Source organism: Paraburkholderia sp. MM6662-R1 (assembly GCF_050436245.1).
In the GTDB taxonomy this organism is placed as follows: domain Bacteria; phylum Pseudomonadota; class Gammaproteobacteria; order Burkholderiales; family Burkholderiaceae; genus Paraburkholderia; species Paraburkholderia tuberum.
The window spans coordinates 1,514,575-1,535,683 of sequence record NZ_JBNDLV010000001.1 but is presented as its reverse complement, the minus strand read 5'-3'; the positions used below and the strand labels follow the sequence as shown (position 1 = coordinate 1,535,683).

At 64.2% G+C, this 21,109-nt stretch carries 18 protein-coding genes; 8 read left to right on the top strand and 10 right to left on the bottom strand.

Translation table 11 applies throughout. The features are described from left to right. The first annotated feature begins 225 nt into the window (after positions 1–225). The gene (ppa, locus tag OKW39_RS07330) at positions 226–753 is read left to right on the top strand and encodes an inorganic diphosphatase (protein WP_090803541.1); all 528 of its coding nucleotides are present in this window, start codon (positions 226–228) and stop codon (positions 751–753) included. A 287-nt stretch (positions 754–1,040) separates the two neighbouring features. Continuing rightward, a complete protein-coding gene (locus tag OKW39_RS07325; protein WP_429562341.1) occupies positions 1,041–3,137 on the top strand; it encodes an FUSC family protein in 2,097 nt (698 codons plus the stop codon). Between the two features lie 6 nt (positions 3,138–3,143). Here OKW39_RS07325 and OKW39_RS07320 read toward each other — a convergent pair whose 3' ends face one another. Both OKW39_RS07320 and OKW39_RS07315 read right to left on the bottom strand, forming a co-directional pair. Further along, a complete protein-coding gene (locus OKW39_RS07320) occupies positions 3,144–3,461 on the bottom strand; it encodes a GIY-YIG nuclease family protein (RefSeq protein WP_090803545.1) in 318 nt (105 codons plus the stop codon). Between the two features lie 10 nt (positions 3,462–3,471). Then, positions 3,472–4,641: a GNAT family N-acetyltransferase gene (locus tag OKW39_RS07315; RefSeq protein ID WP_429562340.1), complete on the bottom strand. Its 1,170-nt coding sequence runs from the start codon at positions 4,639–4,641 to the stop codon at positions 3,472–3,474. A gap of 150 nt (positions 4,642–4,791) precedes the next feature. Here OKW39_RS07315 and OKW39_RS07310 point away from each other — a divergent pair, with 150 nt between their 5' ends. Together OKW39_RS07310 and glnK are read left to right on the top strand one after the other, a co-directional pair. Beyond that, positions 4,792–6,504 (top strand): NAD+ synthase, encoded by a 1,713-nt coding sequence (locus OKW39_RS07310; RefSeq protein WP_090805620.1) that lies wholly within the window; start codon positions 4,792–4,794, stop codon positions 6,502–6,504. A 102-nt stretch (positions 6,505–6,606) separates the two neighbouring features. Further along, positions 6,607–6,945, top strand: a complete 339-nt coding sequence (glnK, locus tag OKW39_RS07305; protein ID WP_013088783.1) for a P-II family nitrogen regulator — start codon at positions 6,607–6,609, stop codon at positions 6,943–6,945. Positions 6,946–7,128: 183 nt separating this feature from the next. Here glnK and OKW39_RS07300 read toward each other — a convergent pair whose 3' ends face one another. The 5 genes from OKW39_RS07300 to OKW39_RS07280 form a co-directional block, all read right to left on the bottom strand. Then, positions 7,129–8,286, bottom strand: a complete 1,158-nt coding sequence (locus tag OKW39_RS07300) for a porin (RefSeq protein WP_187613462.1) — start codon at positions 8,284–8,286, stop codon at positions 7,129–7,131. Between the two features lie 612 nt (positions 8,287–8,898). Continuing rightward, the gene (locus OKW39_RS07295; RefSeq protein WP_187613461.1) at positions 8,899–9,678 is read right to left on the bottom strand and encodes an ABC transporter ATP-binding protein; all 780 of its coding nucleotides are present in this window, start codon (positions 9,676–9,678) and stop codon (positions 8,899–8,901) included. A 39-nt stretch (positions 9,679–9,717) separates the two neighbouring features. After that, positions 9,718–10,431, bottom strand: coding sequence for an ABC transporter permease (locus OKW39_RS07290; RefSeq protein WP_018419774.1), 714 nt, complete (start codon positions 10,429–10,431; stop codon positions 9,718–9,720). Continuing rightward, positions 10,428–11,117: an ABC transporter permease gene (locus OKW39_RS07285; RefSeq protein WP_090803552.1), complete on the bottom strand. Its 690-nt coding sequence runs from the start codon at positions 11,115–11,117 to the stop codon at positions 10,428–10,430. The genes OKW39_RS07290 and OKW39_RS07285 overlap by 4 nt, the downstream gene beginning before the upstream one ends. A 272-nt stretch (positions 11,118–11,389) precedes the next feature. Continuing rightward, the gene (locus OKW39_RS07280; RefSeq protein ID WP_429562339.1) at positions 11,390–12,166 is read right to left on the bottom strand and encodes an ABC transporter substrate-binding protein; all 777 of its coding nucleotides are present in this window, start codon (positions 12,164–12,166) and stop codon (positions 11,390–11,392) included. 578 nt (positions 12,167–12,744) lie between these two features. On the opposite strand from OKW39_RS07280, the gene OKW39_RS07275 reads away from it, so the two are divergent. Next, positions 12,745–13,455, top strand: coding sequence for a pirin family protein (locus OKW39_RS07275; protein WP_429562338.1), 711 nt, complete (start codon positions 12,745–12,747; stop codon positions 13,453–13,455). Positions 13,456–13,589: 134 nt separating this feature from the next. Here OKW39_RS07275 and OKW39_RS07270 read toward each other — a convergent pair whose 3' ends face one another. After that, entirely contained in the window at positions 13,590–14,123 is a 534-nt protein-coding gene (locus OKW39_RS07270; protein ID WP_090803559.1) for a periplasmic heavy metal sensor, read from the bottom strand. 218 nt (positions 14,124–14,341) lie between these two features. On the opposite strand from OKW39_RS07270, the gene OKW39_RS07265 reads away from it, so the two are divergent. Continuing rightward, positions 14,342–15,067, top strand: a complete 726-nt coding sequence (locus OKW39_RS07265; RefSeq protein WP_090803560.1) for a response regulator — start codon at positions 14,342–14,344, stop codon at positions 15,065–15,067. Further along, entirely contained in the window at positions 15,051–16,367 is a 1,317-nt protein-coding gene (locus tag OKW39_RS07260) for an ATP-binding protein (protein WP_090803562.1), read from the top strand. The genes OKW39_RS07265 and OKW39_RS07260 overlap by 17 nt, the downstream gene beginning before the upstream one ends. Before the next feature lie 61 nt (positions 16,368–16,428). Here the strand turns inward: OKW39_RS07260 and OKW39_RS07255 are convergent, their stop codons facing one another. Together OKW39_RS07255 and OKW39_RS07250 are read right to left on the bottom strand one after the other, a co-directional pair. Further along, on the bottom strand, positions 16,429–16,695 hold the full coding sequence (locus tag OKW39_RS07255; protein WP_090803564.1) for a hypothetical protein: 267 nt from the start codon (positions 16,693–16,695) through the stop codon (positions 16,429–16,431). 172 nt (positions 16,696–16,867) lie between these two features. Beyond that, positions 16,868–18,559, bottom strand: a complete 1,692-nt coding sequence (locus OKW39_RS07250; protein ID WP_429562337.1) for a sensor domain-containing diguanylate cyclase — start codon at positions 18,557–18,559, stop codon at positions 16,868–16,870. Between the two features lie 781 nt (positions 18,560–19,340). Between OKW39_RS07250 and OKW39_RS07245 the strand changes: the two genes are divergently transcribed. Further along, positions 19,341–21,092, top strand: a complete 1,752-nt coding sequence (locus OKW39_RS07245; RefSeq protein WP_090803567.1) for an ABC transporter permease — start codon at positions 19,341–19,343, stop codon at positions 21,090–21,092. Positions 21,093–21,109: the final 17 nt, after the last annotated feature.

The window sequence follows — 21,109 nt, the reverse complement described above, 5'->3', positions numbered from 1 at the left end:
CGCGAAGCGAGACTCGCCAGACGATTATCGCGCCGATCCGACCGCGGATGCCACCTGCCGATTGGCTATAATGGCGCATTCCGTACGGTCCGGTGCGCGGACCCGTCGTTCGGGGCGAGAGGGTTTCAGTGCCCGACGTTCGCGGTTCGCACACAGTTCGCACCGCATCCGCAGCCCGCGCGCCGTTCGCCGCCTTCCGATTTCCATCCCCTTCAGAGAGCGCTCATGAGCTTCAATCACGTTCCCGCAGGCAATGACCTTCCGCACGATTTCAACGTCATCATCGAAATCCCGGCGCAAAGCGACCCGGTGAAGTACGAAGCCGACAAGGACCTGGGCCTGCTCGTCGTCGACCGTTTCATCGGCACCGGCATGCGCTATCCGGCCAACTACGGCTTCATTCCGCAGACGCTGTCGGGCGACGGCGACCCGGTCGACGTGCTGGTGATCACGCCGTTCCCGCTGCTGGCAGGCTCGGTCGTGCGCGCCCGCGCGCTCGGCATGCTGCAGATGACCGATGAGTCAGGTGTCGACGCGAAGCTGATCGCCGTGCCGCACGACAAGATCTGCCCGATGACGGCGAACCTGAAGTCGGTCGACGACGTGCCGGCTTACTTGAAGGACCAGATCAAGCACTTCTTCGAGCAATACAAGGCGCTGGAGAAGGGCAAGTGGGTCAAGGTCGAAGGCTGGGCCGACGTCGATGCTGCCCACAAGGAAATCAGCGAAGGCGTGGCGAACTACAAGAAGTAAGCGCGCCGCGGTTCATCCGCTTGCTGCACGCAATACGAAAACCGCGCGAGTCCGCAAGGACCGCGCGGTTTTTTCATCTGATTTGCGCGGTATTCGACTACCGTGCAAAAACGCCGCGATCTTCGTCTGGCACGCTTCGTCTCGCGCGCATAACCTGAACGCATCGCTCCGATGAACGGAACGCATTTTTATATTTAGGTGTAAACCCTTATCATTCGCCGCACGACCTCGCGCGCGAACTCACGGCATCTACGCGCGTTTCCATCACTTCAAGAACCACGGTCCGGATGATGAACCGCAGCAAGTCCCACTCGACATCGCCGCGCTGGTCGACCCGGCTGCATTCGGTCGTCACCGCGATCTATCGCAAGCGGCCGGTCTGGATGGTGTCGTTCGCGGCGAGCGAGGCGAATCTGTCGGAGGGCTTGCGAGCAGCATGCGCATCGACGGCGATGCTTGCGCTCGGCAACGTGCTGCACGATCCGGTGTTTGCGTGGGCGGCGATCGGCGCGTTCTGGACCTGCCTCGCCGATGCCGCCGGCTCGAACCGCGCACGCTTCATGTCGATGATGAGCTTCGCGCTGCTGTCGACGCTGTGCGGCGGCATGACCGCGTTCGCGTCCGCCTCGGGTGCCGCGTGGGCCGCGCTCGCGGTGCTCGCGTTCACGACGCTCGGCGCGTTCGGCCGCATCTGGGGCGCGGCCACGTCGCAGGTGACGATCCTCGCGGCGACCGCCTGCGTCGTGATGGTCGATCGGCCGATGCACGACGCGCGCGCGGGTGTCGCGTTTCTCGGCGTCTATCTGGTCGGCTGTCTGTTCGCGATCGTGCTGAGCTTGACGGTGTGGCGCATTCATCCATTCGGCGCGAGCCGCGCGTCGTTGCGCGCGGTGTATCTGCGCCTAGCCGATGTCGCGTTCGATAGCGCGCGGCTTGTCGGCGGACGTGCCGCGCCGCGCGAATGGGCCACGCATGCCGCGCGCTTTCGCGCCGATGCGCGCGCGTCGCTCGAACGTTCGCGCGATGCGCTCGCGAACGTGCCCGCATCGAAAGCGGGCGGCGCGGCCGTCTACGACACGCTGCTCGGCTTGTTGACCGACGGCGAAGCGTTGTTCGCGTATCTGATCGCGGTGTCGGGCGCGGGCGCGAAAGTGCCCGACGATCCGCGCCGCACGCGACGCGCGGTGCGCTCGCTCAATGCGATCGGCGAAGTGCTCAGCGACATCGGCAGCGCGACCGGCGACGCGCGCTGGGAACGTCTCGCGGACCCGCAGGCGCGTCTGCGGCGTCTCGCGCATCGGCTCGAAAGCGCGTTGCTCGAACCGGTGAAGCTGCAATCCGGTTTCGAGCTCGTCGATTTCGCGCCGCGTGAGGTGCACGTCGAGCCGTGGAGCGCGTGCGTCGCGCGTTATACGGCGCGCGCGTGGTCGACGCTGAAGGCCAACCTGTCGTGGCAGTCGGTCGGCTTGCGCCATGCGGCGCGTGTCGGCGTGACGACGACGGCCGGCTTCGTCGTGATTCGCGCGCTCGGTCTGCCGTTCGGCTATTGGGCCACGATGGCCACGCTGCTGATCCTGCAGCCGTCGATCGCCGCGACCTGGCCGCGCAGCATCGAACGCGCGACGGGCAGTATCGTCGGCGGCGTGCTCGCGGCGGCGATCGGCTATGCGATTCATTCGCCGCTCGGCATCTCGCTCGCGGTGTTCCCGCTGGTGATGGCGACGATGGCGCTGCGCCCCGTCAGTTACAGCCTGTTCGTGCTGTTCCTGACGCCGACCTTCGTGCTGGTCGCCGACTTCGCGACGCCGGGCGCCAACCAGTTGGCGTTCGCGCTGACGCGGCTCGGCAACAACGTGCTCGGCTGCGTGCTCGCGCTGCTCGCGACGTTCCTTCTATGGCCGACGCGCGAGAAGCTCGATGTGCGCGTCTATCTCGGCGACGCGGTGCGCGCGAATCTCGCGTATCTGCGCGCGTCGCTCGACGCGCCTCGGCATGGCGGCAAGGAGATCGAGCAATTGCGCCGCGCTGCGGGCCTCACCAGCAACAACGCGGAAGAAGCGATCGGCCGCGTGCGGCTCGAAAAGCTCGAGGACTCGATGGCCGATACGGTCACGCTGACGGTGCTGAGCCTGCTGCGACGGATGGCCGGCACCGCGACGCAGTTGCGCCTCACCGCGAACCGCCGCGACATGCATAGCGAACTCGACGAATGGGTCGAGGCGATCAGCGCGGCGATCGAGGCCGCGCTGAACCGCACGTTACGGCCGGTGCGGCTCGAGTTACCCGCTCGCGAGCAGTTGACGTCGCTGGAAGCAGATGTAGTGGGCGAGCTGGCGCGCGTGCATCGGCTGCTGACGGAGAGGATGCGGGAGGCGAGGGGGTAGCACGACTCAGCCGTCGGAACGCTCGCCGTCTTCCGCGACGTCATTCACTGCTGCAACCGGCAACACCGACTGCAGCGTGAACACCCCGGCCGCCAGCGCCCGTTTATCGGCCGCCGTGAGCCGCTTGACCCAATACTCGGCGCTCGACGCGCTCGACCGGTCCGCCAGTTCGAACGACGCCAGCACCCGCACCGGCTTGCGCGAGCGCGTATAACGCGCGCCCGTGCCGCTCAGATGTTTGTCGAAGCGAGCAGCGACATCGGTCGCGATGCCGGTATAGACGCTGCCGTCCGAGCATTCGAGCAGATAGAGAAACCACGCCATAACCGCGCTTCTAGCCTTTGAACGGATTGTGTTCGCGCAGCTCGTCCACGTAAGCGTGGATGCTGTTTTTTTCGTTATCGAGGAAATGGCCGACCGCATCGGCGAATGCCGGATGCGCGAGCCAATGCGTCGAGCGCGTGACCGTGGGCAGAAAGCCGCGCGCCATCTTGTGCTCGCCCTGCGCGCCGCCTTCGAATGCGCCGAGCTTTTCTTCGATGCAGAATTCGAGCGGCTGATAGTACGCGGTTTCGAAGTGCAGGCACGGCACGTGTTCGAGCGCGCCCCAGTAGCGGCCATACAAGGTGCCGCCGGTTTTCTCGTCGCGCTGATAGACGACGAGCGAGCTCGCGATCGGCTTGCCTTCATATTCGGCGATCACGAGCAGCAGATTCTCCGGCATCGACGCGCCGATCATCCGGAAGAAATCGAGGTTCAGATACGGACTCGAAAAATGCTCGCGATAGGTTTGCCGATAGCACTTGCTGAAGAAGCGCCAGTCGGCATCCTCGATGTCTGCGCCGCGGATCCTTCGCATCGTGATGCCGGCCTCGTGCACCTTGCGCCGTTCGGCGCGGATGTTCTTGCGCTTCTTCTGTTCGAGCGTCGACAGAAAGTCTTCGAAGTCGCGATAGCCATCGTTGAGCCAGTGAAACTGCACGCCTTCGCGCTGCATCATGCCGATATCGGTGAGCGCGTTCGCTTCGCTCTGCGTCGGAAACAGCACATGCAGCGACGACACCTCGGCCTGCTCGGCGAACGCCATCAACGTGGCCGCGAGATGGCGCAACGCATGCTCGTTCGCCGACAGCAGCCGGTTGCCCTGTACCGGCGTGAAGGGCACCGCGCACAGCAGCTTCGGGTAATAGGGCAGGCCGTTGCGCTTGTACGCGTCGGCCCAGGCCCAGTCGAACACGTACTCGCCGTACGAGTGTCCCTTCAGATAGACGGGCGCCGCCGCCGCGAGCATGCCCGTGCGCGCGTCGGTCAGCGTGACGAATTGCGGCGCCCAACCGGTGTCGGGAACCGCGCATTGCGTCGCGTTGAGCGCGCTCAGAAACTCGTGCCGCAAAAACGGCGTGGGCTGCGCCTGCGCGGCGAGGAGGGCGTTCCACTCGGCGGCGCCCACCTCGGAGGGCGAGGCCAGAATGCCCGTGCGATAATCGATACGTTGCTGGTTCAATCTGAGTGACTGTATGCAATGACCGGCGCGGCGCCGTGAAACTGAAGCTGCCACGTCGTTCGTTGAGTTCGTTTATCCGGTTTGTTCAATCCCGTCGAGCCATCGAGCCGCGGTACCGCGAGCCGTGAAGGCTTGCCTGTCGATCCTGCCATGAAGACCCGAATCGCTCTTGCTCAAATCAATGTCACCGTCGGCGACTTCGCCGGCAACGTCGCGAAGATCGTCGCCGCCGCGCGCGCCGCGCACAGCGATGGTGCGAAGCTGCTGGTAGCGCCTGAACTCGCGCTGTCGGGTTATCCGCCCGAAGACCTGCTGCTGCGCCCTGCGTTCTACACCGCCAGCGCGGCGGCGTTGGCCGATCTCACCGCACAGTTGAAGCCGTTCACCGGTCTGCATGTGATCGTGGGCCATCCGCTGCGCGACGGGTCGGACAACCTCGCGCACCGCCCGGCGAACGGCCATGGTAATGCAAACGCGCCGATCGAGCGCGGCGTGCCGCCGGTCGATACGTTCAATGCGGCGTCGCTGATCGTCGACGGCGAAGTGAAGGGCACCTATCGCAAGCAGGATCTGCCGAACACCGAAGTGTTCGACGAGAAACGCTATTTCGCCTCCGACCCGCAGCCGTTCGTGTTCGAACTCGACGGCGTCAAGTACGGTGTCGTGATCTGCGAGGACGCGTGGCATGCGTCGGCCGCGCAGATGGCAAAGGCCGCGGGCGCGCAGGTGCTGCTGATTCCGAACGGCTCGCCGTACCACCTGAACAAGGAAGCGGTGCGCTTCGACATCCTGCGCGCGCGCATTCGCGAAACCGGTATTCCGATGGTCTACGTGAACATGGTCGGCGGCCAGGACGAACTCGTGTTCGATGGCGGTTCGTTCGTGCTCGACGCGCGGGGCGAACTCGTCGCGAAGCTCGCGCAGTTCGAGGAAGCCACGGCTGTCGTGGAGTTCGACGCTGGCACGCCGCTGCCGGCCGCGATCGCGCCGGAGCAGTCGATCGAAGCGCAGGTCTACGCGGCGCTCGTGATGGGCGTGCGCGACTACATCGGCAAGAACGGTTTTCCTGGTGCTTTGATCGGTCTGTCGGGCGGCGTCGATTCGGCGCTCGTGCTGGCCGTTGCATGCGATGCGCTCGGCGCCGACAAGGTACGCGCGGTGATGATGCCGTCGCGCTACACGGCCGATATCTCGACCAGCGACGCCGCCGAGATGGCGCGCCGCGTCGGCGTGCGCTACGACGAGATCGCGATCGCGCCGATGTTCGACGCGTTCCGCGGCTCGCTCGCCGAGGAGTTCGCGGGCCGCGCCGAAGATGCGACCGAAGAGAACATTCAGGCGCGCATTCGCGGCACGCTGCTGATGGCGCTGTCGAACAAGTTCGGCTCGATCGTGCTGACCACCGGCAACAAGAGCGAGATGGCGGTCGGCTATTGCACGCTGTACGGCGACATGGCCGGCGGCTTCGCGGTGATCAAGGACATCGCGAAGACGCTCGTGTACCGGCTGTGCCGCTATCGCAACGCGGCCACCACGTTTGCGACGCGCGACGTGATTCCCGAGCGGATTCTGACGCGCGCGCCGTCCGCTGAGCTGCGCGAGAACCAGACCGACCAGGACAGCCTGCCCGAATACGAAGTACTCGACGCGATCATGCGCATGTATATGGAGGAGGACCGTTCGCTCGCGGAGATCATCGCGGCGGGTTATCAGGTCGACGACGTGAAGCGCGTCACGCGCCTGATCAAGATCAACGAGTACAAGCGCCGTCAGGCGCCGATCGGCATTCGCGTCACGCATCGCGCGTTCGGCCGCGACTGGCGTTATCCGATCACGTCGCGCTACACCGAACCGGTGGAGTGAAAGACGACACCCGCGCGCGGATGCCGCAATGCATCCGGCGCGGCGTAGAATAAAAATCATCCTTTTCCTTTTCACTCTTCCCATCAAGAGACGAGGTTCGCCATGAAGCGCATCACCGCAGTCATCAAACCGTTCAAACTCGACGAAGTGCGCGAGGCCCTCGCGGAAGTCGGCCTCACCGGCCTGACCGTTACCGAGGTCAAGGGGTTCGGCCGCCAGAAAGGGCATACCGAGCTCTATCGTGGTGCGGAATACGTGGTCGACTTTCTGCCGAAAGTGAAGATCGAAGTCGTGGTCGCGGACAGCCAGTGCGATCAGGTCATCGACGCGATCATCGGCGCGGCGCGTACCGGCAAGATCGGCGACGGCAAGATCTTCGTCGCGGACGTCGAGCGCGTCATCCGTATCCGTACCGGCGAAGAGAACGAAGCGGCCGTATAAGTCGACGCAATCACGCACCGGCCCGGTGCGCGCAACGGCAAAAACCGTGCGCCGAATAAAAAACGGTGCAATACCCTTGCGGATATCGCACCGATACGCGCCTCTCGCAGCAGCGTGAAAAAGATTCTCTCGAAGAAACCTGTATTACACCCCGAGGGATGACCCTCGGGGCGCACCGTTCGATCAGAACGAGTGCTGGATACCTGCGTACACGCCGCTTTGCTGGCGGCCTTGCAGCGGGTTGTCCGTTGCAGCGGCGAAGCCCGCATTGTTCGCGTTCAGACCGAAGTTAGCATTACGGCTGTTGCGCACCGTCGCGGCCTGCAGGTCGAGCAGCGTGCGCTTCGACAGGTTGTACGAACCGCCGATCGTGTAGATCGTCGCATTGCCCGCGCCGTTGTTGCCGTTCACGTGGTAGACCGCCGCGATCAGTGCTGCAGCCGGCGTTGCCTGCCACGTCACACCGCCCCATTCGTGATCGAGCGTGGTCGGCTGACCGGGCAGAACCCCCGTTGCGCCTGCCGAACGGACTGCCTGGTAAGCAGCCTGAATCTTGAACTGGCCGAGGAACACGTTCAGCAGAGCGGAGTACTCGCGCGATGCAGCGAATACGCCGTTGGCCGTGTTAGCCGTATTGATACCGTTGTTGGCAACCGGGCCACCCCACAACCCACCGGTCGTCGGGTTGCGGATTTCGTCGTACAGACCGCGGACCTGAAAGAGCGACGTCGTGTAGGTGACCTGCGCGCCAGCTTCGCGACCTTGCGGCGTCGTGCCGTTACCGTTCCAACTCGTCGCGTTCGACAGCGCGTACTGACCGTAGAAGTCAAAGCCTGCGATCTTCGGCGACTGGTACGCGAAGTTGTTGCTCGATTGCGGCCAGTTGCGGCCACGCACCAGCGATGCCGACGACCAGTTCGACTGACCGAACGGGTCGAAGTCCCACACGCCGTTCGAGATGAAGAGCATGCGGCCCATCGTGAACGTACCGTACTGGTTGTTCGAAATGCCGACCGTTGCCCAGCGATTGAAGAGACCGCCGCCGCCGGGACCTGCGCCCGTCATCGTGTTGAACGAGCCTTCCAACTGGAACAGGATCTTGTTGCCGGCGCCGATGTCCTCGACACCCTTCATGCCCCACAGGCTGGTGCCCCAGTCGCCGCTTTCCGCCTTGAAGCGGTTCGAGCTGGTGTTGGCCGCGCCGTTGGCGTTAGCGCCGGTCGGGACGCCCGACATGTACTCGAGACCTGCATCCAAACGGCCATACAGCGTGACGCTACTCTGAGCGTGTGCAACAACGCCGGCCGACATCAGCGCAGCGACGAGCAAAGCTTTCTTCATCTTCTCCTCCATACCCTGTCAAAAAAGAAACCCAGTACTGCGAGTGGTGTTCGGACGCGATAAGCACCGAACAGAAAGCGGTACCAGGGAGAGTGGCGGGTGGATAGGGATTCTCCTGTCATGACATGTAGCGTCGAGCTATCTTTGCATCATGCCGATCCCACGCCGACCGGTTCTCCTCTGCGTTTTGAAGTGAAACTACTTTTAATCAACTTTGTTTTGCTACTTTGGTTACCAATTTATCAAAAATAACTTTAACTGGGAGAAGAAATTAGTACCGCCAACAGGGGGTGTCGCCAAATTGCAATACGAATGTGGGCTGGGACCCGAACGAGTTCCTCGGGAAAAGGCGAAAAGCCTTGTCCGGCAAGGGAATCGCGGCTTGGAAGGGGTCGTATTAAGGATTGTCACTATTGACGAGTCAAAAGTGGCGGGGTAGGCGAAAGCTCGGCCTGAATGGCCCGTTTTGTGGGATTTTCGGCGCTTTTTCGTCGTTCGAATGGCCGGGCGGAAGGACATGGTAAAAACGAAAAAGGCGCTCGTAAGCGCCTTGTAAAACTACATTGACTACATTTTCCATGCCATTCGCATCATAAGTCGCGGGTAATTTTATTACTTGAGACTGCCCGACAGGAATTGCTTCAGACGTTCGCTCTTCGTGTTCCTGAACACTTCGTCGGGATGGCCTTGTTCCTCGACGCGGCCCTGGTGCAGAAACATCACGTGGTTCGACACGTTGCGCGCGAAGCCCATTTCGTGCGTGACGACGATCATCGTGCGGCCTTCCTCGGCGAGCTTCTGCATTACCTTCAGCACTTCGCCGACGAGCTCCGGGTCGAGCGCGGAGGTCGGCTCGTCGAACAGCATCACATCGGGGTGCATCGCCAGCGCCCGCGCGATCGCGACACGCTGCTGCTGGCCGCCCGACAGATGCGACGGATACTGCTTCTCGAGACGCGGCGCGAGACCGACCTTCTCCAGATATTCGCGCGCGCGGTCCTCGGCTTCCTTGCGCTTCAGACCGAGCACATGCACCGGCGCCTCGATGATGTTCTCGAGCACGTTCATGTGCGACCACAGGTTGAAGTGCTGGAACACCATCGAAAGCTTGGTGCGCACACGCTGCAACTGCTTCGGGTCCGACACGCGCAACGCGCCGTCCCTGGCGGTCTGCGTGCGCACTTCCTCACCGTCGACGAAAATGCGCCCCGCGTTCGGCTGTTCGAGAAAGTTGATGCAGCGGAGCATCGTGCTCTTGCCCGAACCGGACGAACCGATCACGCTGATCACGTCGCCGGCATTGGCTTTCAGCGACACGCCCTTGAGGACTTCGTTGTCGCCGTACTTTTTGTGAAGCTGGTCGACGAAGAGCTTCTGCTTCTTGGAGTTCATCAGGATCCTTAACGAGCTTGCTTGTCCAGGGACGCGCAGTTACTTGCCTTGCGGCCGCAGGTAAGCGAGCCAGCGACGCTCGGCGCGGCGGAACAGCCACACGAGCGCGAAAGAAATACACAGATACAGCAGCGCGGCGATGCCGAACGCATTGAACGACTGGTACGTCGCGGAGTTCACGTCGCGCGCGATCTTCAGGATATCCGGCACCGTGGCCGTGAACGCGACGGTGGTCGCGTGCAGCATCAGGATCACTTCGTTGCTGTAGTAGGGCAGTGCGCGGCGCAGCGCCGACGGCAGAATCACGCGCCGGTACAGCGTGAACGACGACATGCCGTACGCGCGCGCCGCTTCGATCTCGCCGTAGGGCGTCGCCTTGATCGCGCCCGCGAAGATTTCGGTCGTGTACGCGCAGGTATTCAGCGTGAACGCGAGCAGCGTGCAGTGCATGCCGTCGCGGAAGAACGCGTTGGTCAGCTCGTTGTTGCGGATGATCTCGAGGCTGTAGAGACCCGTATAGCACAGCAGCAGCTGCACGTAGAGCGGCGTGCCGCGGAAGATATACGTATAGAGCCACACGAGGCCCGCGAGCCATTTCTTCTTCGACACGCGCGCGACCGCGAGCGGCACCGACAGGCAGAAGCCGAGGCCGATCGACACGACCAGCAGCCATAACGTGATCGCGACCCCGGTGAAGCGATAGCCGTCGGTGAACAGATAGTTGCGCCAGTATTGCTGAATGATCTCGATCATAGATCCGCCTTTCGCACGCCGGTCGAGTAACGCTTTTCGAGGTACATCAGCACGAAGTTCGACACGGTGGTGATGACGAGATAGATCGCCCCCGCGAGCAGGGTGAAGAAGAAGAACCGCAAGGTACCCTTGCCGGCGTCCTGCGAGGCCTTGACGACGTCGGCGAGACCGATGATCGACACGAGCGCGGTCGCCTTGACCATCACCTGCCAGTTATTGCCGATGCCCGGAAGCGCGAAGCGCATCATTTGCGGGAACATCACGCGCGAGAACACCTGCCAGCTCGTCATGCCGTAGGCGGCGCCCGCTTCGAGCTGGCCGCGCGGCACCGCGATAAACGCGCCGCGGAACGTCTCTGTGAAGTACGCGCCGTAGATGAAGCCGAGCACCGCGACGCCGGCCACGAACGGGTCGATGTCGATCTGCTCCCAGCCGAGCGCGTCGGTCAGGTTGTTCAGCCAGATCTGGATGCTATAGAACAGCAGCAGCATCAGCACGAGATCGGGCACGCCGCGCACGAGCGTCGTATACACCGTGCCGATGCCGTTCGACAGACGGTTCTTCGACAATTTCGCCGCCGCGCCGAGCAGGCCGAGCACGAACGCGAGCGCGAGCGAGAACACCGCCAGCCTGACGGTTTGCCAGGTGCCGCTGAGAAGCAGCGGGCCGTAGCCTTGAAGGAACATAGGTAGTCCACGACGATGCGCTACGCGCACCGCGAAAGACGCGGTCCGCGTAGCGCCGCGTCGGGGACGAGCGCCTGGCTCGCCGTGATCCGCAGCGCACAGCGTGCCGCTGTGCAAATCATGCTGCAGAAACGTTGGTGCTCCTGCAGCGCGCTTGTGGGACTTTCGTCTCGGATTGTTTTGAATCTACTGCCTGGTGTCGCCACCTTCGTTGCCGCTTTCACTGCCACCGGCACGAGCCGGCTTACCACGCAGTATCCTGCCTGTTTCGCTCAACGGCCAGGATAAATGTCGAAATCGAAGTACTGCTTTTCGAGCTTCCTGAACGTGCCGTCCTGATGAACCTCGGCGAGCGCCTGATTGAACTTCGCCTTCAGCTCGGCATCGCCCTTGCGCAGACCGATCGCGGTGCCTTCGCCGATCGTCTGCGGATCCTTCACTTCCGGACCGGCCCAGGAGAACCCTTTGCCGCGCGGCGTCTTCAGAAAGCCGGCGTCGGCCTGCACTTCGTCCTGCAGCGCGGCGTCGAGGCGCCCCGACGCGAGATCCGCGTACACCTGGTCCTGATTCTGGTACGACACGACGAGCACGCCCTTCGGCTCCCACCAGGCCTTCGCGTACTGTTCCTGCGTCGAACCCTGCTCGACGCCGACGTGCTTGCCTTTCAGCGATTCAGGGGTGGGCAGAAGCGGCGAACCGGTTTTCGCAATCATGCGGGCGGGCGCGTCGAACATCCTGTCGGAGAAGTCGATCTGCTCGCGGCGCTTGTCGGTGACGCTCAGCGAGGAAATGATCGCGTCGAACTTGCGAGCTTTCAGCGCCGGGATGATGCCATCGAGATCCTGCGCGACCCACACGCACTTCACGTTCATCTTCGCGCACAGCGCGCGGGTCAGATCGGCATCGAAACCGACGATGTCGCCATCAGGCGCCTTCGATTCGAATGGCGGATAACTGGCGTCGACCCCGATGCGCACCGTTTTCCATTCTTTCGCCATCGCGCCGGTGGCCATGACTGCCAGAGCCACGCACAGTGCGAACTTCTTCATGTTTCTCCTGAATCAAACTGATCGTCGTAATGACACGACTCGACGAGCACCGGCCGAGGGCCGACGGTCGGTATTCTAGGCGGTCAAAATTGCCGTGCCGCAGGGATCGTCGCCGCGCTCTGGTCGTCCTTGCGCGGGCGGTTCGTCCGACGTGGCGCGCCGGTCCGGCGCGTTCGGTGCGTATCGGGCGTGGCTCGCACGGTTTGGTGCCGAGTCGAAGCCCGTCGCGCACCGGTTGCGGCCCGCCCGCCGAGGCTTGCCGGCGCGGCCTGCGCGTCCCGCGGGACGTCCACGCGGCTTGAAAAGCGCGGTATTTTACCCGAAGAGCGGCAAGCTGCCAGCCCAGCGCGGCATCGAGCGGCAAGACGCCGTGCAACGCGTTGTGCGTGCGCGACGCCGGCGCGGTTTTGCGGGCGCCGGCTGCCGGGCGCCGGGCTTTCCGTGCGATGGGCTCGCCGGTCGCGCGATTGCATGCAGCGATGGAACGCTGCGGTGCGGTTGCGCACGATTGTTATGGGGCGGCGCAACCCCTACATTCCCAGCATCGCTCTGATTGACTACTTACCGGGAGACTTTCCATGATCGAGATTCGCCGCTCCGCAGAACGCGGTCACGCCAACCACGGCTGGCTCGATTCGTATCACAGCTTCTCGTTTGCCGATTACCGCGACCCCGAGCACGTGCACTTCGGGCCGCTGCGCGTGATCAACGAAGACCGCATCGCCGGCGGTCAGGGTTTCGGCACGCACGGGCATCGCGACATGGAGATCGTCACGTATGTGCTCGAAGGCGCGCTCGCGCATCGCGACAGCATGGGCAATGGCTCGACGATCCGTCCCGGCGACGTGCAGCGCATGAGCGCGGGCACCGGCGTGCAGCATAGCGAGTTCAACGCGTCGCGCGACGAACTCGCGCACTTGCTGCAGATCTGGATCATCCCGCGCCGCGCGGGCGACCAGCCCGGCTACGAGGAAAAGCGCTTCGACGCCGACAGCAAGCGCGGCCGCCTGCGCGTGATCGCGTCGCCCGACGGCCGTGACGGCTCGGTGACGATCCATGCGGACGCGTCGATCTACGCGGGACTGTTCGACGGCGCCGAACACGCGACGTTCGCGCTGCCGGCGGGGCGCCTCGGCTATCTGCACGTCGCGCGCGGCACGCTGAGCGTGAACGGCACGGTGCTCGAGGCGGGCGATGCCGCGAAGCTCAGCGACGTCGACACGGTGACGCTGGAACAGGGCGACGACGCGGAAGTGCTGCTGTTCGATCTGGGTCAGGTGAACGGCTGATTCAAGCAGTTGATTCGCGCGGGCCGCCGATCGAGCGGCGAGCAGCGCCAAACAGCAACGCCACGGAAAACCTCTTCCGTGGCGTTTTTCTATTAGCGAGGCGCCCTCCCTGGTCCGCCTCGCGAATGCGCCGCTTATTGATTGGCGGCCGGCGCCGACGCGGCGCCCTTGTGATGCTCCCAGCGCTCGCGCATCTTCTCGTGACGCTGCTCCATCCGCGCGAAGCGCTGCTTCAGCGCCGTGCTGACGGTGGTCTTCTGCTGGTCGTTCAGGCCGTTATAGAACTTCAGCCACGCGTCGGTGGTTTGCTGACGCAGTTGCGCGTCCTTCTGCTCGATCTGCTGATGCGTCGCGGCCATCGCGTTCAGATCCAGGATCGGCTGTTGCTGTGCGGCCTTGAACTGGTCTTGAACCTGCTTGTGGTTGGCGCGCATCGCTTCGCGGTTCTGCTTCATCGTATCGAGCGCGTTTTGCCACAGCTTTTCCTGATCCGCGTTCAGCTTCAGCCGGTCGTGGAGTTGGGTCAGTTCCTTCATGAAGTGGCCATGCCAGCCGCCGGGCCCGCCGTGCGCCTGCTCGGCGGGTTGGGCGGCGTAAGCGGCGCCCGCGCCGATGGCGAGAGCGGTGGCAGCAACGGCGAGAACGCGCGACATCTTTTTGGTGGACATATGAGGCTCCTTGTAATGGAATAGCCGACGAAGCAACCGGTCTTTGGACTGCCTGCACTCGGTAAGGCACAGCGTAGAGAACCGCGTGCGCCGCTGTGTTACGCGCCCGGACGCCGCTATTACCAGCAATTACGTGTGGCTTTCACCGTAACACCCGGTAACCCTTCAGACCGTTTGGAAAACGAAATCCCTTTTGGCTGCGCGTTAAACTTCATTCCATGGCTACTCAAATCCTGGTCGTCGACGACGACGTCGAACTGCGCGATCTGTTGCGCGACTATCTCGCCCGTCAGGGCATCGAAGTTTCGGTGCTGCACGACGCGGGCTCGCTCGAACGGCGCCTCGAGCGCGAGCGCCCCGACCTCATCGTGCTGGACCTGATGATGCCCGGCGTGGACGGCCTCACCGCGCTGCGCAAGCTGCGTGCGTCGGGCGACGATATCCCCGTCATCATGCTGACCGCGCGTGCGGACGACGTCGATCGTATCGTCGGGCTCGAACTCGGCGCGGACGATTACCTCGGCAAACCGTTCAATCCGCGCGAACTGCTCGCGCGCGTGCAGGCGGTGCTGCGGCGGCGCCGCACGCTGCCGTCGGCGGCCGCGCCCGAGCAGCGCGAGCCGTTCAGCTTCGGCCGCTTCACGCTGGATTTCCAGTCGCGTACGCTGCATCTCGAAGACAAGCCGCTCGCGCTGTCGGGCAGCGAGTTCGCGCTGCTGAAGATTTTCGTCAATCACCCCATGCGCACGCTCACGCGCGAGCGCCTGCTGGAACTGCTGCACGGTCCCGAGTACGACGGCACCGACCGCGGCATCGACGTGCAGGTGTGGCGCCTGCGTCGCATTCTCGAAACCGATCCATCCACGCCGCGCTTCATCCAGACCGTGCGCGGCCGCGGTTACGTGTTCGTGCCGGACGGCGAGCAGCATGCGTCGGCCCATTGATTCGCTGTTCGGGCGGCTCGCGCTGCTCGTCGTCGCGGTGCTGTTGCTGTCGCATTTCGCGTGGTATGCGCTGATGCGACTCGAACGTTCGCAACTGCAAACGCGCTACGCGGTCGAGGAAGCGACCTTCCTCGTCGACGCGGTGCGTCAGCACGTCGCCCGCACACCGGATCAACCGCTGCCGTCGCGTGTGAAGCTGGTCGACCCGGCGAGTCCGGACGTGCCGGCGGCCAGCGCGAACATGCCGCCGCCGCTCGCGCGTTTCGTCGAGGACGTGCGCGACCGCATGCCGGCCGACACCCAGGTGCGCGTCGGTCCGCCCGGCGCTCCGCCCATGCTATGGGTGCGCGCCGTGACCGATCAGAACTGGATCGTCGTGCCGGTGCAGCCGCTGCGCATGCCGCGCTCGCTCGACCGCACGGTCTTGTGGCTCGTCATCATTTTCTCGTTTGCGGTGATGGCGGCGCTGTTCGCTGCTTGGGCGCTGCAGCGGCCGCTGCGCTTGCTCGCGCAGGCGGTGGCGCGCTTCGGTCGCGGGCTGCCGGTGCCGCCGGTGCCCGAGCGCGGGCCGCGCGAGTTGCGGCAACTCACCCATGGCTTCAATCAGATGGTGCAGGAAGTCGCGCGCACCGAGAATGATCGCGCGGTGATGCTTGCCGGTGTCGCGCATGACCTGAAGACGCCGCTCGCGCGTCTGCGGCTGCGCGCCGAAATGATGGACGACGCGAAGACGCGCGACGGCGTCGTGCGCGACGTCGATTCGATGACGCATATCGTCGAGCAGTTCCTGCTGTTCGCGCACGACGGCGCGGACCGCAGCGAACCCGTGGAAGTGGATGCGCAGTGCGAGCGTGTCGTGCGCAGCTATCGGGCGGTGGCCACCAGTGCGCCGACCGTGCACACGGAACTGAACGCCGGGCCGTCATTTCTGCTGCCGGCGGCCACGCTCGACCGGATTCTGTCCAATCTGATCGACAACGCGCATGCGTATGGCGCGCCGCCGGTGGTCGTCGCGACCGCGCGCACACCGCAGAGCTTTACGCTATCAATTAGCGACAGCGGCACGGGCATCGCCGCCCAGGACCTGATCAACGCGAGCCGGCCGTTCGTGCGGCTCGATCCGGCGCGAGGCGGCAACGGCCATAGCGGGCTGGGCCTTGCGATTGTCGAGCGGCTCGTGCGGCGTGCGGGCGGTGAATGGGAAATCGGCAATCATGGCGGCCGCGGTTTGCGGGTGTTGATGAGTTTTCCGTTCGACGTGCTGCCGCGGGTCGCGACCGCCTCGGAAAACGCCTGGTAGAAGCAGGGGTGTTGGAGTCGCGATGCGCGCGCGAGGCGTCGGTATCGCGAGCGGCGAGAGCTCAGTCCGAAAACAGCGTATTCAACGCGTTCGCCGTTTCGCTATCGACGGTATTCCACGTCACCGATTCCGCCTCGAAAATATAGTGCGTCGTATATTTGCCGAGGCGCGCGAGTATTTCCTCCTGAATCAGTTCCGGCGCGACCTCCAGTTTCAGATACCACGCGGTCGACGACAGACGCGTCTGGAACGCGCCGTATTCGGCGAGCAGCTGGTCGAAAGCATCAGCGTCGTGATCGCGACAGACGATCACCAGATTTCCCTTCATGCGAATCTCCCGTTAGTGCGGTAGTGACAATCCGATATCAGGATTGATGATACCTGCTTCGTTGTGGGAGGCTCGGCGTCGTTTTCAGCGCGGGGCAGGGTGTCGGCGTGGGTTGGCTGAGCGGAGAGGGCGATACCGTCGCGCGCTGAATATTTCGGCGAGCGTCAGGCATTCACCAGGCATTCACCGCGGTGCGCGTAGGCGGCGCCGTATCGTCGGGCGGCAGTGCTTCGGTGCGGTCGCGCCCGCCGGTCTTCGCCGCATACAGCGCGGTATCGGCGCGGCTCATGAGACGCTCGGGCAGATCGTCGGGCGACAGTTCGGTGATGCCGATGCTCACGCTCAGCCCCGCCGAGGCCGGCAGCTTCGGCGAGGGCACCGCTTTCAACCGCAGCCGCAGACGCTCGACGACTTCGCGCCCGCCCGTCAGATCGGTGGCCGGCAGCAGCAGGCCGAACTCTTCGCCGCCGAGCCGGCCGACCGCGTCGGAGCCACGCAACTCGGCGCGACACGTATCGACGAAATGTTCGAGCGCGCGGTCGCCGGCGGCGTGGCCGAAGCGGTCGTTGATCTGCTTGAAGTGGTCGAGATCGGCGATCGCCATGCACAGCGGCTCGCGCCCCGCGTGCGCGCGATCGATCTCGTGGCGCAGCAGGTCGAGGAAATAGCGCCGCGACAGCGCGCCGGTCAACGCATCGTGCCGCGCCTCCGCCGACAGCAGCGTATTGGCCGACTGCAACTGCTCGGCGAGATCGCGTGTCGCGCGATGGTGGCGCCGCTCGCGCACGTAGGACACGGTGATCACCCACGCGAGCGCGACGGTGCCGGCCAGCGTCAGGAACACCAGCAGGTGGTCGCGCTTGTGGTTGCGCAGCAGCTCCGGCCACGCGGCGAGCGGATCGACCAGGTGCGCGGAGAGCCCCGAGTTCAGGCCGCCGCGGTTCTGATAGAGCGCCGGGGCCGGCCGTTCGATCATGCCGAACAGCTGCGCGGCGACCGACGCCGGCACCCACGGCGCCTGCTCACGCACTTGCGTGTCTTCGCGGATCAGCATGTCGGGGAACGTCTCCCGGCGGTAGATGATGCGCCGCTCGGCGGGGCTCATCAGCGTGACGCGCGAGTTCGGCAACGCGTGGCCTTCGAGCGCGCTGTTGTGCGCCATGATGATGACGCCGTTGTCGTCGGACACGAAGGTGCCCGCGTGCGCGACCCAGTGACGCAACCGCGCGATGCCGACCTTCGCGACCACCGCGCCGACCAGCAGCCCGTCCGCGTACACCGGCGCGGCGATGAAGATGCCCGGCTCGCCGCTCGCGCGACCCACGCCGTAGGCTTCGGAGAATGCGCCGAGCAGCGCGTTGGTCAGATAGCCGCGCGCGCGCATGTCCACGCCGACGAACGATTGCTGCGCACCCTGGGGGTTCGACATCGTGCCGCTCGACGCAACACAGATGCCGTTCGCGTTGACGATCCAGACCTGATCGAGCCCGGAGAAGCCCTGCGCTTCGTGCAGGAACCTGCTGACCCCGGCCATCTTCGGATCCTTGAGCAAGGCGGCTCGCAAGGCGGGTTCCGCCGCCTCGCTGTTCACGGCATAATTCTGCGATTGCACGAGGGCACGCTGGACCACGTCCATTTCGGCCATGGTTGCGGGGATGGCGCGGGACATCGCGAGGTCGCTGGCAATCACTTCGGCCATGTTGTCGACGATCGACGTGGACATTTGCCGCTGCGTGCGCAACGCCGCGTCCAGCTCTTGCTGTACCATCCGGTCCGCGACCATGCCAGCCACGAACCAGCAGACGAGTACGATCAGCACGAAGCTGACCGGCCCGGCTACCTGGCGCAAGGTTGTCCTGTTCATCGACCCTCTGATCCGTCTGGCTGTGACATGCAACTTGCTCGTTCGTGGGCAGCGCGCTCTCAACGCTGTGTCGTTATCTGCATCAGCTGCGGTTTCGTCCCGTCGCGAGCGAGGTGCGCTGCGCCGTCGCCATGCCCGGGATGATCCGCTGATAAACAGGTACGTCGTTTCCCGATTTTAACCGTCGCGGGGCACGATGCCACCGTTATTGCTGGGATGCCGCCTGCATATGCCGCACTGATCAGATTCTTAACGGCAGCCGCGCCGCTTTCTTGATAGCTGTGCGGGCCAATGAAGCGATCGAGCGACGACGGCCGGGGCGACGCGCCGATGTGGCTTGCGCGCCACGCCGCGAGACGGCCTCGCGACGTGTCACGCTGAAGCACGCGGCAGCAGAGTACAGTGCGGCGCGGCGACGCGTGCCGGGGCTTGCTGAAGCCTTACGCCCCGGCCTCGCAAGGCCGTATCGCAATTTGCGGCGAAAGGTTGTGCCTGAAACATAGGATGGTGTAGTGTCGTGCCGTCCAAAACGAGGAAAGCCCGCCAGCCCTCGGGCGGCGCCCGCGGCGACAGGAGTTCGGCGTGATGGTTGTGGTCGTGGGCGACGCGTTCACGAATCTGTCCATTGCCGGCCCATGTGTCTCCAACGCTAACGATTTACCACGCACGCGCGTTTTGCCATGCCTGATTTCCGCTTTCCGGACCGACCCATAGACCGCCGCGGAGCAGCCGCGGCCTCCTTCGAGCGTTCGAATGCCTGTTTGAAGAGGGAGGGCATCTGATGGATTTCAGCTTCAACCTGAACCGCACCGCCAATGCGTCGGCATGGCGCGTGTTGCCCAACCGCTGGGACTTCGTCGCGTTCCCGCTGATCATCTGCCTGATCGCGATGGCGTCGATCGGCTTTCACGAGACGCTCGCGCCGATGTCGACGCTAAAGACGCAGGCGATCTCGCTCGATCCGGCCAACCTGCCCGAGTACGCGATGCGCACCACGCTGCGCATGCTCGCGGCGATGGTCGCGTCGCTGATCTTCACGCTGGTCTACGGGACGCTGGCCGCCAAGAGCCGCCGCGCCGGTCTCGTGCTGGTGCCGATTCTCGACATCCTGCAGTCGGTGCCGGTGCTCGGCTACATCTCGTTCACGGTCACGTTCTTCCTCGCGATGTTCCCGGGCCGCGTGCTCGGCGCCGAACTCGCCGCGATCTTCGCGATCTTCACGAGCCAGGCGTGGAACATGACGTTCAGCTTCTATCAGTCGCTGCGCACGGTGCCGCGCGATCTCGACGAAGTCTCGCGCGGCTTTCATCTGACTTCATGGCAGCGCTTCTGGAAACTCGAAGTGCCGTTCTCGATGCCCGGCCTGATCTGGAACATGATGATGTCGATGTCGGGCGGCTGGTTCTTCGTCGTGGCTTCCGAAGCGATCACGGTCGGCAATCATACGGTTACGCTGCCGGGCATCGGCGCCTACCTGGCGCAGGCGATCAGCGACAAGAACCTGCACGCGATCGGCTGGGTCATCCTCGCGATGACGGTCGTGATTCTCGCCTACGACCAGTTGCTGTTCCGTCCGCTCGTCGCGTGGGCCGACAAGTTCCGCATGGAGTTCACGAGTTCGGGCGATGCGCCGGAATCGTGGCTGCTCGACCTGATCCGCCGCACGCGCCTGATTCACCGGTTGCTCGTGCCGCTCGGCTGGATGTTCGCGCGCGCGGCTCGGGTGCGCTTCCAACTGCCGGCGTTCAGCGCGCCGCGCTTTCACATCCCGCAGCGCGAGAAGAACTCGAAGCTCGGCGACTTCATCTGGGCGGCGATCGTGCTGCTCGCCACGGTGTATGTGGTGTACCGCGTGTTCCTGTATGTGCGTACCGGCGTGACGCTCGACGAGATCGGCCACGTGTTCGTGCTGGGCCTGATCACGCTCCTGCGCGTGGTCGTGCTGATCGCGATCGCTTCCGTGATCTGGGTGCCCGTCGGCGTGCTGATTGGCCTGCGCCCCGCGCTCGCGGAAAAGATGCAGCCACTCGCGCAGTTCCTCGCGGCGTTCCCGGCGAATTTGCTGTTCCCGGTGTTCGTGATCGCGATCGTGCGCTTTCACCTGAATCCGGACATCTGGCTGTCGCCGCTGATCGTGCTCGGCACGCAGTGGTATATCCTGTTCAACGTGATTGCAGGTGCAAGCTCGTATCCGAACGACTACCGCGAGGCGGCCAAGAATTTCCACATTCGCGGCTGGCAGTGGTGGCGTCAGGCGATGCTGCCGGGCATTTTTCCGTACTACGTGACCGGTGCGATCACCGCGTCGGGCGGCGCGTGGAACGCGAGCATCGTTGCCGAGTTCGTGCAGTGGGGCGATACCAAGGTCGCCGCGCATGGCCTCGGCGCCTATATCGCGCAGACTACCGCGGCGGGCGACTATCCGAAGATCATCGTGGGCATCGCCGTGATGTCCCTATTCGTGACCCTGTTCAACCGTCTGCTGTGGCGTCCGATGTACGCCTACGCCGAAGGCAAGCTCCGTCTAGATTGAGAAATGAAGGCTTAACG

Bases quoted from the DNA above. Each gene is read 5' to 3' on its own strand.
- OKW39_RS07325 (WP_429562341.1), top strand. From the start codon at position 1,041: ATGATGAACCGCAGCAAGTCCCACTCGACATCGCCGCGCTGGTCGACC.
- OKW39_RS07300 (WP_187613462.1), bottom strand. From the start codon at position 8,286: ATGAAGAAAGCTTTGCTCGTCGCTGCGCTGATGTCGGCCGGCGTTGTT.
- OKW39_RS07285 (WP_090803552.1), bottom strand. From the start codon at position 11,117: ATGTTCCTTCAAGGCTACGGCCCGCTGCTTCTCAGCGGCACCTGGCAA.
- OKW39_RS07290 (WP_018419774.1), bottom strand. From the start codon at position 10,431: ATGATCGAGATCATTCAGCAATACTGGCGCAACTATCTGTTCACCGAC.
- OKW39_RS07255 (WP_090803564.1), bottom strand. From the start codon at position 16,695: ATGAAGGGAAATCTGGTGATCGTCTGTCGCGATCACGACGCTGATGCT.
- OKW39_RS07275 (WP_429562338.1), top strand. From the start codon at position 12,745: ATGATCGAGATTCGCCGCTCCGCAGAACGCGGTCACGCCAACCACGGC.
- OKW39_RS07295 (WP_187613461.1), bottom strand. From the start codon at position 9,678: ATGAACTCCAAGAAGCAGAAGCTCTTCGTCGACCAGCTTCACAAAAAG.
- OKW39_RS07265 (WP_090803560.1), top strand. From the start codon at position 14,342: ATGGCTACTCAAATCCTGGTCGTCGACGACGACGTCGAACTGCGCGAT.
- ppa (WP_090803541.1), top strand. From the start codon at position 226: ATGAGCTTCAATCACGTTCCCGCAGGCAATGACCTTCCGCACGATTTC.
- OKW39_RS07310 (WP_090805620.1), top strand. From the start codon at position 4,792: ATGAAGACCCGAATCGCTCTTGCTCAAATCAATGTCACCGTCGGCGAC.
- OKW39_RS07245 (WP_090803567.1), top strand. From the start codon at position 19,341: ATGGATTTCAGCTTCAACCTGAACCGCACCGCCAATGCGTCGGCATGG.
- OKW39_RS07260 (WP_090803562.1), top strand. From the start codon at position 15,051: ATGCGTCGGCCCATTGATTCGCTGTTCGGGCGGCTCGCGCTGCTCGTC.
- OKW39_RS07280 (WP_429562339.1), bottom strand. From the start codon at position 12,166: ATGAAGAAGTTCGCACTGTGCGTGGCTCTGGCAGTCATGGCCACCGGC.
- OKW39_RS07270 (WP_090803559.1), bottom strand. From the start codon at position 14,123: ATGTCCACCAAAAAGATGTCGCGCGTTCTCGCCGTTGCTGCCACCGCT.
- OKW39_RS07250 (WP_429562337.1), bottom strand. From the start codon at position 18,559: ATGAACAGGACAACCTTGCGCCAGGTAGCCGGGCCGGTCAGCTTCGTG.
- glnK (WP_013088783.1), top strand. From the start codon at position 6,607: ATGAAGCGCATCACCGCAGTCATCAAACCGTTCAAACTCGACGAAGTG.
- OKW39_RS07320 (WP_090803545.1), bottom strand. From the start codon at position 3,461: ATGGCGTGGTTTCTCTATCTGCTCGAATGCTCGGACGGCAGCGTCTAT.